The sequence below is a fragment of the Pseudomonas sp. Pso3 genome (genome assembly GCF_055393275.1).
In genome coordinates this window covers 3,227,434-3,239,580 of the sequence record NZ_AP043687.1, presented here as the reverse complement: position 1 = coordinate 3,239,580, position 12,147 = coordinate 3,227,434, and the positions used below count along the sequence as shown (strand labels likewise).

General features: G+C 66.1%; 14 protein-coding genes. 4 read left to right on the top strand and 10 right to left on the bottom strand.

Annotated features, from left to right (window positions below; all coding sequences use genetic code 11):
• Nucleotides 1-253 precede the first annotated feature (253 nt).
• Nucleotides 254-1,036 (top strand): lipopolysaccharide biosynthesis protein, encoded by a 783-nt coding sequence (locus tag ACZ5R1_RS15325; protein WP_464712487.1) that lies wholly within the window; start codon nt 254-256, stop codon nt 1,034-1,036.
• Nucleotides 1,037-1,056: 20 nt separating this feature from the next.
• On the opposite strand, the gene ACZ5R1_RS15320 is transcribed toward ACZ5R1_RS15325, so the two are convergent.
• From ACZ5R1_RS15320 to ACZ5R1_RS15310, 3 genes are all read right to left on the bottom strand, one after another.
• Nucleotides 1,057-1,494, bottom strand: a complete 438-nt coding sequence (locus ACZ5R1_RS15320; RefSeq protein ID WP_464713287.1) for a YqaA family protein — start codon at nt 1,492-1,494, stop codon at nt 1,057-1,059.
• Nucleotides 1,495-1,607: 113 nt separating this feature from the next.
• A complete protein-coding gene (locus ACZ5R1_RS15315) occupies nt 1,608-2,147 on the bottom strand; it encodes a DsbA family protein (RefSeq protein ID WP_464712486.1) in 540 nt (179 codons plus the stop codon).
• A gap of 85 nt (nt 2,148-2,232) precedes the next feature.
• Nucleotides 2,233-3,276 carry an SDR family oxidoreductase gene (locus ACZ5R1_RS15310; RefSeq protein ID WP_464712485.1) on the bottom strand — a complete coding sequence of 348 codons (1,044 nt, stop codon included), beginning with the start codon at nt 3,274-3,276 and terminating at the stop codon, nt 2,233-2,235.
• Between the two features lie 162 nt (nt 3,277-3,438).
• Here ACZ5R1_RS15310 and ACZ5R1_RS15305 point away from each other — a divergent pair, with 162 nt between their 5' ends.
• Entirely contained in the window at nt 3,439-4,830 is a 1,392-nt protein-coding gene (locus ACZ5R1_RS15305) for a CoA transferase (protein WP_464712484.1), read from the top strand.
• A gap of 39 nt (nt 4,831-4,869) precedes the next feature.
• On the opposite strand, the gene yghU is transcribed toward ACZ5R1_RS15305, so the two are convergent.
• The 3 genes from yghU to ACZ5R1_RS15290 form a co-directional block, all read right to left on the bottom strand.
• Nucleotides 4,870-5,703 (bottom strand): glutathione-dependent disulfide-bond oxidoreductase, encoded by an 834-nt coding sequence (yghU, locus tag ACZ5R1_RS15300; RefSeq protein ID WP_027602724.1) that lies wholly within the window; start codon nt 5,701-5,703, stop codon nt 4,870-4,872.
• A gap of 185 nt (nt 5,704-5,888) precedes the next feature.
• Entirely contained in the window at nt 5,889-6,791 is a 903-nt protein-coding gene (locus ACZ5R1_RS15295; RefSeq protein WP_027596884.1) for an AraC family transcriptional regulator, read from the bottom strand.
• A 66-nt stretch (nt 6,792-6,857) separates the two neighbouring features.
• Nucleotides 6,858-7,952: a GNAT family N-acetyltransferase/peptidase C39 family protein gene (locus tag ACZ5R1_RS15290; RefSeq protein ID WP_042135720.1), complete on the bottom strand. Its 1,095-nt coding sequence runs from the start codon at nt 7,950-7,952 to the stop codon at nt 6,858-6,860.
• A gap of 139 nt (nt 7,953-8,091) precedes the next feature.
• Between ACZ5R1_RS15290 and ACZ5R1_RS15285 the strand changes: the two genes are divergently transcribed.
• The gene (locus tag ACZ5R1_RS15285; RefSeq protein ID WP_464712483.1) at nt 8,092-9,585 is read left to right on the top strand and encodes a RimK family protein; all 1,494 of its coding nucleotides are present in this window, start codon (nt 8,092-8,094) and stop codon (nt 9,583-9,585) included.
• 57 nt (nt 9,586-9,642) lie between these two features.
• Here the strand turns inward: ACZ5R1_RS15285 and ACZ5R1_RS15280 are convergent, their stop codons facing one another.
• Nucleotides 9,643-9,840: an SEC-C metal-binding domain-containing protein gene (locus tag ACZ5R1_RS15280; protein WP_007159125.1), complete on the bottom strand. Its 198-nt coding sequence runs from the start codon at nt 9,838-9,840 to the stop codon at nt 9,643-9,645.
• Nucleotide 9,841: 1 nt separating this feature from the next.
• Nucleotides 9,842-10,324 carry an LEA/WHy family protein gene (locus tag ACZ5R1_RS15275; RefSeq protein WP_027596881.1) on the bottom strand — a complete coding sequence of 161 codons (483 nt, stop codon included), beginning with the start codon at nt 10,322-10,324 and terminating at the stop codon, nt 9,842-9,844.
• 169 nt (nt 10,325-10,493) lie between these two features.
• Here ACZ5R1_RS15275 and ACZ5R1_RS15270 point away from each other — a divergent pair, with 169 nt between their 5' ends.
• Nucleotides 10,494-11,060: a hypothetical protein gene (locus ACZ5R1_RS15270; protein WP_144960351.1), complete on the top strand. Its 567-nt coding sequence runs from the start codon at nt 10,494-10,496 to the stop codon at nt 11,058-11,060.
• Nucleotides 11,061-11,072: 12 nt separating this feature from the next.
• On the opposite strand, the gene ACZ5R1_RS15265 is transcribed toward ACZ5R1_RS15270, so the two are convergent.
• Together ACZ5R1_RS15265 and ACZ5R1_RS15260 are read right to left on the bottom strand one after the other, a co-directional pair.
• Nucleotides 11,073-11,546 (bottom strand): YchJ family protein, encoded by a 474-nt coding sequence (locus ACZ5R1_RS15265; protein ID WP_464712482.1) that lies wholly within the window; start codon nt 11,544-11,546, stop codon nt 11,073-11,075.
• Nucleotide 11,547: 1 nt separating this feature from the next.
• On the bottom strand, nt 11,548-12,045 hold the full coding sequence (locus tag ACZ5R1_RS15260) for a DUF6231 family protein (RefSeq protein WP_464712481.1): 498 nt from the start codon (nt 12,043-12,045) through the stop codon (nt 11,548-11,550).
• Nucleotides 12,046-12,147 lie beyond the last annotated feature (102 nt).

The window sequence follows — 12,147 nt, the reverse complement described above, 5'->3', positions numbered from 1 at the left end:
CAGCGGTCATGACTCAACGCCGGACTTTGTAAGAATCCGGATACAAGGTGGCGACAGACTTTTACCTGGGGTAGAAATCCAGCAGCGGCAGGTTCACGCACAATGGGCGACGGGGCCGCAGCGCTGTCCAGTGCTGGGCCCTGTCACGTGGCGCGTTCGCTAGTGGTCGATCGGCGCGCCAGGTCTGGTCATCGTCACTCCGAGGAGTCGTACCTTGTACCTTTCACCCCTCTCGTTCCGCCCGAACGAAGCTGTGAGTTCGACCGCTGGCGCCTTCGCCGCCTGGCGCAATGCCTACCGCGGCCCACTGCTGCTGCTGGCCTCGGGGCCGTCGGCGGGCAGGCTCAATCTGCCGGTCTGGCGGGACATTCCGGTCATCACCATGAATGGCGCCATCGCCAAGTTGCTGGGCAGTCCCCTGAGTCCGCTGTTCTACGTCTGCAGCGATCTCAGTTTCGCGCAGCAGCAACCCGAGCTCTATCGACAGGGACTGGAACGGGCCACCCGGCTGGCGCTCTGGCCGGAAGCCATCCAGGCCCTGCCCGCGGAACTGGCCGCCAAGGCACATCCGCTGCACCGGGCGCCAGCCACACGCCTGGAGCACCACCTGGGCGCCGAACAGGAACAGGCGCAACGGCTGCCCGCCTGGTTCAGTCGTCGCGCCCGGGATATCGGCTTCAGCTGCAACCTGGATTACGGCATCTTCGATGTCCGCACGGTGGCCTTCATCGCCCTGCAACTGGCCTATCACTTGGGATTCACCGAGATCTATCTCGCCGGCCTCGATCTCGACAGCGACCGTCCGCGGTTCTACGAGGATGGTCGCTCGCCGGCGTCGCCCTGCGGCCTCGACGAGCACCTGCACAGTCGCATCCTGCCCGGCTTGCAGGTCATGCAGACCGCGATGCGCGCCGCGGGTCGCCAGGTGTTCAACCTGTCGAACTGCAGTCGTATTCCCGCTGACCTAATTCCGCTTGCCGATCTCGCCGCCGTGGAAACGCGCTGGTTGTGGCGACGCCGGCGTCAGCTTGGTTAGTGAACGATAGCCAGGCCGCCTCAGCGCCAACCCAGGGCAAGGCCCCAGACCACGGCGTAGCGCGTGGCCTTGGCCAGGGTCACCACCACTAGAAAGCGCCACAGGGGTTCGCGCATCACTCCGGCCACCAGGGTCAGGGGATCGCCGATCACGGGCGTCCAGCTGAGCAGCAGCGACCACCAGCCCCAGCGCTGATAGGCCGCCTGAATACGCGCCAGGCGTTCCGCCGACAGCGGAAACCAGCGCCGTTGGCGAAAGCGTTCGAGATGGGTACCCAGCCACCAGTTCAGCGTCGAGCCGGCGACATTGCCCACCGTGGCGGCCAGAAGCAGGAGGGGCGTGGCATAACGCTCGGTGAGCAGCAGCCCGGCGAGGGCCGCTTCCGATTGCAGGGGCAGCAGGGTGGCCGCGCCAAAGGCGAGGGCGACCAGGCCCAGGTAGACGCTCAGGGCTTCCAGGATAGAGCTCCAGCAGGGCAGGCCATGACGAGGCTGTCTCGGGTCGAGGAGAAGCCGCGGAGCATAGCGCTAGGGACCGGACTATGCCTCCTCGCGACCCCGGGCCCCGGTGCTCACTCCAGCCGCGCAAGCCAGTCTACGACCGAATCCCCGCTACTGATGTCAGGCTGCACCAGGCCATCGATCATGAAGGTCGGCGAGACGTGGATGCCGTTCTGCCGGGCGTACTTGCAGTGCCACTGGATGGCGTGCTGCAGGTCCGGATTGGCGAAGGCATCGGCCAGGGCCAGGCCGCTGTAGCCTTCCAGGCGCGTGATGATGTCATTGGGTGTGGCGTCGCGATTGGGCCCGGTGGCGTGATCCTTGAACTCGAATTCCTCGCGATGGGCCGCCACCGCGGCCAGCACCGCCTTGGCACTCTCCTTGCCGCCTTCGAGGGTGGCGGCGGCCAGCACGCAGCGCACCACCACACCGGAGAACAGGTGCCAGGGCTGGGATTGCAAACGGATCTTCAGGGTGATGCGGTCCGGACCGGCCTGGGCCAGCAGTTCATCGAGCTTGTTGAAGGCCTTGACCGAAAAGGGGCAGGTGGGCTCGAGAAAGACTTCGAAGGTGCGGGGGCCATGGCCCCAGGTGAGGGTGTCGGCGTACAAGTTAAAACTCCAATGGCGAGACGTTGGGGTTGAGACCGCATGTCGTCCCGGGCGTTTTGCCTCAATCGGGACGGCGCGGGATGCCTTAGGGAATCAGTCGCCGCCGACGCATGTCCTCCAGGTGCGCGAGCAGGACCTCGTCCGATCTCAGGACCATCTGCCCGAAGCCGGCCTGCCGCGCCTTGGTCACATCGAAGATGGCATCCTTCTCGACATGAAAGATGAAGTCGCCGAAGGCCCCGGGCGCGATCCGCTCGGGATCGGCCTCGGCCAGTCCTTCCCCTTGCGCCAGCGCCTGCCACACCGGCTTCAGCGCGGTCAGGCGCTGGGCCAAGGAGATGGGTTGCGGCTCGCCGACGTCCAGCCCGAACCAGTCGGCCAGCTGTGGCCAGACGTGACTCCAGCGAAAGACATCGCCGTTGGTGAGGTTGAAGGCGCCATCGCGCTCCTCTTCGACGGCCCAGACCGCGGCTTCGCCCAGCAGCGGCGCGGCCGTGATGTTGACCAGGGCGCAGCGATAGGCCTGCTCGGTTCCGGGGAATTGCATGGCGGTACCGGTCGCCTTGCACAGGGCACCGTAGAGACCGATCAGGTTGCCGAGGTTCATGGCCGAGCCCAGTGAGTGACCGATAACGATGTCGGGGCGCAGGGCGGTCCACCGGATGCCGTCGGCCTCCAGGCTGCGCACGAAGTCTTCATGGCGGAAATAGAGGTTGGGCGGGAAGTGGCGGCTGTCGTCCTCGCGGGCTGGGGTCTTGTACACCCCCAGGTGGGCGCCATAGATCTTGCCGCCCTGGACGAAGGTGATGCGCGCCAGGGGGGCGCCGGCATCCCGTACGGCGGCGACCAGGTTCTCCAGCATGGCGGCGTTTTCGTCCGCCTCGACGCCCGGGTCAGGGTTGGGCTTGAGGGCGCTGTAGAAGAGATGGGTCACGCCGGCGAGATCGGTCTTGGCCGCGGCCAGGCTGTCCGGGTCCAGCAGGTCAGCGGTCAGATGAGGAAAGCGACTGGGTGCCTGTCGCGAGCGGCCGACGGTGGTGATGGACCAGCCGGCGTTGGCGAAGGCTTCCAGCACGGCCTGGCCGATGATGCCGCTGGCGCCGGCGATGAGTAGCTGTCGTTCGGTCATGGGGTCTCCCGATAGCGTAGGTGGGCTGATGAAGGGGAGACCCAGGCAGAGGGCGATTTGTCCCTGTGTCGGGCTGGACGGTAGACGGACGAACGCCGGTGTCCTGCTCGCGCAAGCAGGGCTACTGTGAGAGCACTGCCTGCTGCCGCGGAGGACCTTGCCTTGACCCACCCGTCCCGTACGCCTGCCGTCTTTCAATCCCTGCTCGGCGAACTCGTCACCGCCCTGGATCTGTCTGCCGCCCAGGCGGCAAACCTGCAGGTCCGGGGCAACGACAGCCTGGCCTCCTGCTTTCCGGTCAGCGACCTCGCCACGGCGGCGATCGGGGTCGCCGGCCTGGCCGCCGCCGACCTGCTGGCCGAAGGAGCCCCCGGATTGCCGGTGCAGGTGGACCGGCACCTGGCCGCGGCCTGGTTCAAGACATCCCTGCGTCCCCTGGGCTGGGAATTGCCCGCCGTCTGGGACCCGATCACCGGCGACTACCGTACCCGCGACGGCTGGCTACGGTTGCACGCCAATGCACCTCATCACCGGGAGCGCGCCCTGGCCGTGCTGGGCTGCGCCAATAGCCATGACGCCGTGGCTCAGGCCATGGCGGGCGGGTCGGGCGAAGACCTGGAGACGGCCATCGTCGCGGCGGGCGGCTGCGCGGCGAAGCTGCGCACCCAGGCGGAGTGGCAGGCGCATCCCCAGGGGCAGGCCGTTGGCGCCGAACCGCTGATCGCCCAGGAATGGACAGTCGCGGATATCGCCAGCAATTGGCGGCCCGATCCACAGCGTCCGTTGCAGGGCATCCGCGTCCTCGACCTGACCCGCATCCTCGCCGGGCCGATCGCCACCCGCCTGCTGGCCGGGCTGGGCGCCGAGGTGCTGCGGATCGATCCGCCCGACTGGGACGAACCGGCCCAGGCACCCGAGGTGACCCTGGGCAAGCGCTGCGCGCGACTGGACCTCAGGCGCCCCGCCGATCGCCAGCGATTCGAGGCGCTGCTGACCTCGGCAGACATCCTGGTCCACGGCTATCGCGCCGATGCGCTGGAGCGACTGGGCTACGGCGTCGCTGCACGTCGCGCGCTGAATCCCGGGGTGATCGATATTTCGCTCTGCGCCTATGGCTGGAGCGGTCCCTGGGCGCTCCGTCGGGGCTACGACAGCCTGGTGCAGATGTCCTGCGGTATCGCCGCGGCCGGGCGCGACTGGCAGGGCGGTGAGCAGCCGGTGCCCTTGCCGGTGCAGGCGCTCGACCACGCTACCGGCTACCTCATGGCGGCCGCCGCCCTTCGCGGGCTGGCGCTGCGTCAGCGGGAGCGGCGAGCTATGACGGCGCGACTGTCCCTTGCCCGTATCGCTGTGCTACTGAGTGAGCGACCGGGCGCGAGTGGTGGTCCGGCGTATGGAGGGCCGGAGGAGGGCGACTATAGCGAGACGCAAGAGCCGACCGCCTGGGGTCCGGCGCTGCGCTTGCGGGCGCCGCTGAGGATCGGCGAGGTCGAGTTGCAGTGGCAACGCCCCGCGACACGACTCGGCTCCGCGACCGCGGACTGGAGTCGCTAGCGGCGGCGGAGACATGCCGCCGCCGTCCGCTCTGCCGGATCAGGTGAAATCGCTGGCCGAATGCCGCTCGGCCAGTTGCTCGCCCGGCTCGCCCCAGGTGCGATTGACCCGCCGGCCGCGCTGCACCGCCGGCCGGGCGGCGATGGCCTGGGCCCAGCGCTGGACGTGGCTGTACTCCTGCACGGAGAGAAACTCCGCGGCGTTGTACAGCTGCCCCAGCACCAGGTTGCCGTACCAGCTCCAGATGGCGATGTCGGCGATGCCGTACTCCTCGCCGGCCACATAGGTGCGCTCGGCCAGCAGGCGATCGAGCACATCGAGTTGGCGCTTGGCTTCCATGGCATAGCGGTTGATGGGGTACTCGAGCTTTTCCGGCGCATAGGCGTAGAAATGGCCGAAGCCGCCGCCCAGGAAGGGCGCCGAGCCCATCTGCCAGAACAGCCAGTTCAGGGTTTCGGTGCGACCGGCGTGATCCTTCGGGATGAAGGCGCCAAAGCTGTCGGCGAGATAGAGCAGGATGGCACCGGACTCGAAGACGCGCAGCGGCTCGGCGCCGCGGCGATCCACCAGGGCCGGGATCTTGGAGTTGGGGTTGATCTCGACGAAGCCGCTGGAAAATTGCTCGCCTTCGCTGATGCGGATCAGCCAGGCGTCGTATTCGGCGTCGGCGTGACCGGCCGCCAGCAGCTCTTCCAGCAGGATGGTCACCTTCATGCCGTTGGGCGTGCCCAGGGAATACAGCTGGAAGGGATGCTCGCCGACCGGCAGTTCCTTGTCGTGGGTCGGGCCGGCGATGGGGCGGTTGATGCTGGCGAAGTTGCCGCCGGAGGTGGTGGGGGTCCAGACGCGTGGGGGGGTATAGGATTCGGTCATGGTGGCACTGGCCTCGGTCGGCAAGGGTTGGTAGTTCGATCATAACCGAACTTTGCGTCCGGTCTGTTCAATGGCTCGCAAGCTGGCGATAAACACTGTCGCGCATTCACACGACAGCAGGGCTCAAGGACGGTTGCTGATCACAGACCCGCTCGACGCCGCAGGACCGAGACGCGACAGGTCGTTCAGGCGTTCTGCTCGGTCAGCCGCTGTACCGTCAGGGTGCGGTACTGACGTGGGGTCATGCCCTTGAGTTGGTGGAAGCGTCGATTGAAGTTGGAGATGTTGTTGAAGCCGGCTTCGAAGCAGATGTCGGTGACCGGCATGCTGCTGTGGGAGAGCATCTCGCAGGCCTTGCTGATGCGCAGGCTGTTGACGAATTCGACGAAGGTGCGACCGGTGGCCTGGCGGAAGAAGCGCGAGAAATAGGTGGGCGTCATGCCCAGGTGTTCGGCCACTTCTTCCTGGGTGAAATCACGCTGGTAGTGATCGAAGATGAAATTCAGCGCCCGGTTGGTGCGATCCACCGCCTGTTCGCTGGCCGTGGCCGGCTCGACGCTGCCGGACAGCAGCTGGTAGCGCTCCGAGGTGGCCAGTGCCTCCATCAGTACCAGGAAATGACCGAGACGGGTGGCGCCGCCGCTCTCGGAGATCTGTTGCAGCAAGGCCTCGGCGCGAGCGATCAGCTGCGGATCCTGGAATTCGATGCCGTAGCGGGCGCGTTCCAGCAGCGGCGCCAGGCCGCTGAGTTCGGGAAACACCGCCGTGGCGTTGTCCACCGTCTCGTTGGTGAAGTTGACCAGCATGTCGCGCTTGGCCACCACCTCGCCCTCGGCGACGCGGCTGATCCAGTTGTGCGGCAGATGCGGCCCGGTAAGGAACAGGCTGCCCGGATAGAAGTTGCCGATGTAGTCGCCGATGAAGGCGGTCCCCGAACTGGCCACGATCAGGTGCAGCTCGTATTCCTTGTGGAAATGCCAGCGCACCAGCGGGCAGGGAAAACCATGCTCCCGGTAGATCACCGAGTGACCGCTTAAGTCCTCCATCAATTCGTAGGAGGGATTGCGCTTGCGCAAGGACTGACTCATGGACCGCCCCGTCGTTCTTGTTGGCCTTGATCCTGGCCCTGTTCGACGCCCAGTACAACCCCGGGTTCAGCCGGTGCGCAGGATCACTGCCGCGCGCAGCTTGCCGCGGCCGAAGCGACTCATCTTGTCGAACTCGGCGTGGGACACGGGGATGTGCTGGCAATCCAGTTCGCGGCGATGCTGGCTGTGATCGACATCGGGATCGTGCAGGTAGACGAAGTCCTCGTCGCAGTCGGTGACCAGCACCCAGTGCGGCCCCTTGGCCTTGGTCAGGCGGAAGGAGCTGATCAGCACCAGCGGAAAGGCGCCCTGGTTGACCCAGTGGGCAATGTCCAGGCGCGTCCGGTACAGGCGCTCGATGGGCGATTGCTTGACCTCGGCGCTGAAGTCCTCGTGCACCAGGCGCATCACCTCCTTCTTTTCCTCGCTGCGCACGCCGTCGAGAAACAGGGGCCCCCGGGTATTGACCTGCAGCGTGACCTTGAAGCCCCGGCGCAGCGCGGCCAGGGCCAGGCCATGGGGGCCGCAGCCGCCGTGGCCGGCGGTCATGTAGATGGTGGTGGCTTCGCGCCACAGCCGCAGTTCCTCGCGCCGTTCCAGCGGGCGGCCCGGCTGCAGGGCGCCCATGGCCATCAGCAGACTGGCCGGGCCACAGGTGAAATCGGTGGTCTGGCGATAGAAGGGCACCGGGCGGGCCTGGCCTTCGCGCGGCTGACGGATGCGCTTCTCGAAGCGCAGCGCCTGGCTGTGGTCCTCGTAGTAATCCTCCACCGTAGCGAAGGGCAGATAGCCGTTGCGCTCGTAAAGGGCGATGGCGGCGGCGTTGTCCGGCCGGACCTCCAGGCGCAGGTAGGCGCAATCGCGCTCCACCGCCTCGGCTTCGGCAGCCTCCAGCAGGCGCTGGCCCAGGCGATGACCGCGGGCCTCGGGATCGACGGCGATGGAATAGAGCCGCGCCAGCGAGGTGTTCTGGTGGAACAGCACCAGGGCGTAGCCGGCCACCTGGCGGTCATTTTCCGCCAGGATCAGGACCGCGTTCGCACGGGTGAGCATGTAGTGGAAATTGCGCCGGGAAAGGCGGTCATAGCTGAAGCAGCGGGCTTCCAGATCGACCAGCGCCGCCAGATCGTCCAGCCCGGCGGGCCTGAGCATGAAACTCATCGCGAAGGATTCTCCTGGAGCAGAGCGGGCAGCCTGGCATGGTTAAGCAACGGTTAATAGCACCCGCGTTACAACAGTTGGAGTGGTCCGGCGGCATCCGGGTTTCCGCCGGGACCACGCCCCGCAACCAGGAGGTCCAGTGAGCAAGCTGTATATCGTCGTGGAACGCAAGGAAGACTGGTCGTCCTACTATCCCAGCGAAGACGTCATCACCGCCCAGGAATACCTGGAGCAATCCAACGAACAGGACAATGGCAAACGCGTGCAGGTGATCAACCTGTGCCGCAGCCAGAAGTACCTCGGCCACGGCTACTACTGCTCGCTGCTCGCCGAAGCCCGCGGGCACAAGGTCATCCCTTCGGTGCGCACCATCAGCGAACTGGCGCGCAAGTCCCTCTACGGCCTGGCGCTGGAGGACCTGGACAAGCTGCTGACCAAGGCGCTGGCCGGTCATCCCTATGGCAGCGCCGATGGCTTCACCCTCACGCTCTACTTCGGCAACACCGACATCGCGCCCCTGCAGGACCTGGCGCGCCAGGTGTTCGAAGCCTTTCCCTGTCCGCTGTTGCTGGTGGAATTCCGCCGCGACCGCGCCGGCTGGCACATCGGCGGCCTCAAGCTGGGCAGCATCCACAAGCTGCACGAGCAGCAGGAAGACCTCTTCGCCAACGCCCTCGACGGCTTCAGTCGCCGCGTCTGGCTCAAGCCGGGGCGCCGTGAGAAGTACCGCTTCGACCTGGCCATCCTGCACGACCCCAAGGAAGCCTTTCCTCCCTCCGATGCCAAGGCACTGAAGAACTTCGTGCGCGTCGGCAAGCACCTGGGGCTGGACGTGGAGCTGATCGAAAAGAAGGATTACGCGCGGCTGGGCGAATTCGATGCCCTGTTCATCCGCGAGACCACCGCCATCGACCACCACACCTATCGCTTCGCCAAAAAGGCCGAAAGCGAGGGGCTAGTGGTGATGGACGATCCACGCTCGATCCTGAGATGCACCAACAAGGTCTATCTGGCCGACCTGCTGCGCGCCCACAAGCTGGACATGCCGGCGACCGAGATCCTCTACAAGGACAATCCCAGCCAACTCGAAGGCCTCGGCAAGCGCCTGGGCTTTCCGCTGGTGCTGAAGATTCCCGATGGCTCCTTTTCCCGTGGCGTCATCAAGGTCGAGGACGCCGCGCAGCTGCGCAAGGCCAGCGCCGAGTTGTTCGAGCGTTCGGTACTGCTGCTGGCCCAGGAATTCTTCTATACGGAATACGACTGGCGCATCGGCGTGCTCAACCAGGAGCCGATCTTCGCCTGCCAGTACTTCATGTCCAAGGGGCACTGGCAGATCTACGACCACAGCGCCAGCGCCACCGAGGTCAGTGGCGATTTCCGCACCCTGGCGGTACAGGACGCGCCCCATGCGGTGGTCGAGTTGGCGGTACGCACCGCCAACCTGATCGGCGATGGTCTCTATGGCGTGGATCTGAAACAGGCGGGCGACAAGCTGGCGGTGATCGAGGTCAACGACAACCCCAACATCGATTGCGGGGTGGAGGACCTGGTGCTCAAGGACGATCTCTACGCCCTGGTGCTGGAGGAATTCATCCGGCGGCTGGAGTCGCAGCGCGGCGGACAGCCCTGGTAACGCGCCAGGGTCGCGGAGCGGGTGAGGGCAGGGCCTCACCCGTCGCTCAAAGCGCGATCAGGCGCCGTGGCACTTCTTGAATTTCTTCTCGCTGCCGCACGGGCAGGGATCGTTGCGACCCACTTCCTTCAGCGGATTGCGCACCGGCTCCTGGGCCGGGCCATGGTTGCAGTGCGGGCCGTGCACATGGTGGGCATGGCCGTGATCGTGGTCATGGTCGTGATTGCAATCGGGACCGTGGACGTGTTGGTTCATCTCATAACTCCGGGATGTAGGCGCCAGGCACGAACTGCCCCTGGCGAGAAAAATGGACGCTGCGCCCGAACAGCCAGCCGGTCTTCACCCGACCGCGCAGCCGATAGTTGATCGGCTGGTTGGGGTCTTCCAGCATGCGACCGACGTCCTTCACGTAGCGCCACAGATTGGTCTGCACCGGCACCGAGAAGCTGCGCTGACCATTGGCCGGCACCGACGAATGCAGGTTGGCGGTCCCCTGGGACAGCAGCAGATCGTTCAGGTAGACGGTATAGGCCAGGCTGCGCACGGGCAGGGCACTGTCGTTGGGATTCTGGACGCGGAAGTGCAGCACGAAGTCCTGGCTCCACAGCCGGGCGCGGATCAGCTCCACGCCGGTCAGTTCGACCTGGGGCTCCTCATAGTTGCGCCCGATGTAGGTACAACCGCCAAGGCTGCTCAGCAAAACGCCGAGCAGGGTGATGAACAAGGCCTGGCGAAGCATGCGGCACTCCCGTTTTCTGCGCAGTTTAACAAGCACCGATTGCTGCACAAGTCGGGGCCGCTTCGGCACAGGCTAACAAAAAAACGCCTGGGCCAGGCGACCATGCGGACTGGACCCCTCCGGCGCGACGTTGCATCCTGCAGCTCTTGCCGTGACCGAGGAGGTCGTCATGTCCGCCGTGCTCTATGAAATCGCCTTCCAGGGCGAGCTGGTCGCTGGCGCCGATGCGCAGCAGACCCGACAGAATCTGATGCGTCTGTTTCAGGCGGATGAACAGCGCATCGCCGTGCTCTTTTCCGGTCGTCGCATGATCATCAAGAATCGCCTCGACGCCGCCACCGCCGAGCGCTATCGCGCCACCCTGGCCCAGGCCGGGGCGCGGGTCGAGGTGGCGCCCATGGCCGAGACGGTCGAGCCGGCTGCCGCACCCGTCGAGCCGCGGGAACCTACCCCGACCACCACGGCGACCGCCTCGCCACCGTCCGCGGAGCGCGGATCCCTGTCGGTCGCGCCGCGCGATGCCGTGATGGCGGCCTTCGTCGACGTCCAGGCACCGGATTTCGGCCTGGCACCGGTGGGCGCCGATCTCCAGGACGAGGCCGCACCGGTGGCGCCGCCGCGGGTCGATCTGTCGCACCTGAGTCTGGCGCCGGTGGGCAGCGACCTGGGCCCGGCCTCCGAGCCGCTACCCGTGGCGGTCCCGGATACCGATCACCTGACGCTGGTCAGGGAGTGAGCACGGCCGGCGTTACAGGAAGCCGGCGCAGCACTTCTTGAACTTGGCGCCGCTGCCGCACAGGCAGGCGTCGTTGCGACCCGGCAGCGGGCGTACGGTCGGATCGAGAAAGTACCAGCGCCCCTCGCGCTGGACGAAGCCCGAGCGCTCTTCATGGCGATGGGCGCCGCGGCCGTCCTCCCAGCGCGCCACGAAGCTGACCCGCGCATGGTCAGGATCGCCCGGCTCGGGGCGATGCTCCAGCACCTGCAACCCCTGCCAGCGACTGCCCAGACTCCAGGCCGTCAGGGCTTCCCTGTCCAGCTGCCCCTGCTGCGCAGGCACCGTGGTGGCCACCAGATAGTCGATCAAGCCCAGCACATAGGCGCTGTAGCGCGAACGCATCAGGCGCTCGGCATCGGGCGCCGGCGTGCCGGCATGAAAGACGCCGCAACAGTCGCCGAGCGGACGTTCCGAGCCACAGGGGCAGAGGGCCATGGGTTGCATCTCACCACCAGTACTTGCCGAAATTCTGCGGGTTGGCCCAGAACTTGGCATTGAGCCAGTCCGGGACCTGTTTGTAGTCGTGCAGATCATAGCTGAACAGGGTGACCACCTGGCCTTCGCGGGCGAAGCGCTCGCTGGCCTGCAGGGCCAGGGCGTAGAAATCCGTCAGCTGCCATTCGCTGGCGGCCAGGTCCACCAGCACCGCCAGGCGCGAGGTGTTGAAGTTGCGCAAGCCGCCGAGCAACTCGCGCCCCTGGCGCAGCGGCAGATGTTCCAGGCAGTCGGCGACGATCACCAGATCGTAGCGTTCGGCCAGTAGGCTGGGATCATCCAGAGGCACCGTCGCTTGCACCAGCTGGCAGTGCGGATGGGCCTCGGCATAGGCCGCGAGCGCCGGCAGCGGTTCGCGCGCCACACAGAGCAGGCGCCTGGGCTGATGATGCTCGAGCAGGCTTGCCAGAGCCTGTTGCGGGGTACGGGACGAGAATATGTTTGCCATTAAGGGAACCCTAATCAAATCGCGATTGACTAAGCAACCAGCGTTGTCAAGATGTGTACGCCACCATTAGTCTGACAGCGCCATAAAACGAAAGACGAGCAC

Bases quoted from the DNA above. Each gene is read 5' to 3' on its own strand.
- ACZ5R1_RS15265 (WP_464712482.1), bottom strand. From the start codon at position 11,546: ATGCAACCCATGGCCCTCTGCCCCTGTGGCTCGGAACGTCCGCTCGGC.
- ACZ5R1_RS15270 (WP_144960351.1), top strand. From the start codon at position 10,494: ATGTCCGCCGTGCTCTATGAAATCGCCTTCCAGGGCGAGCTGGTCGCT.
- yghU (WP_027602724.1), bottom strand. From the start codon at position 5,703: ATGACCGAATCCTATACCCCCCCACGCGTCTGGACCCCCACCACCTCC.
- ACZ5R1_RS15280 (WP_007159125.1), bottom strand. From the start codon at position 9,840: ATGAACCAACACGTCCACGGTCCCGATTGCAATCACGACCATGACCAC.
- ACZ5R1_RS15290 (WP_042135720.1), bottom strand. From the start codon at position 7,952: ATGAGTTTCATGCTCAGGCCCGCCGGGCTGGACGATCTGGCGGCGCTG.
- ACZ5R1_RS15260 (WP_464712481.1), bottom strand. From the start codon at position 12,045: ATGGCAAACATATTCTCGTCCCGTACCCCGCAACAGGCTCTGGCAAGC.
- ACZ5R1_RS15310 (WP_464712485.1), bottom strand. From the start codon at position 3,276: ATGACCGAACGACAGCTACTCATCGCCGGCGCCAGCGGCATCATCGGC.
- ACZ5R1_RS15295 (WP_027596884.1), bottom strand. From the start codon at position 6,791: ATGAGTCAGTCCTTGCGCAAGCGCAATCCCTCCTACGAATTGATGGAG.
- ACZ5R1_RS15275 (WP_027596881.1), bottom strand. From the start codon at position 10,324: ATGCTTCGCCAGGCCTTGTTCATCACCCTGCTCGGCGTTTTGCTGAGC.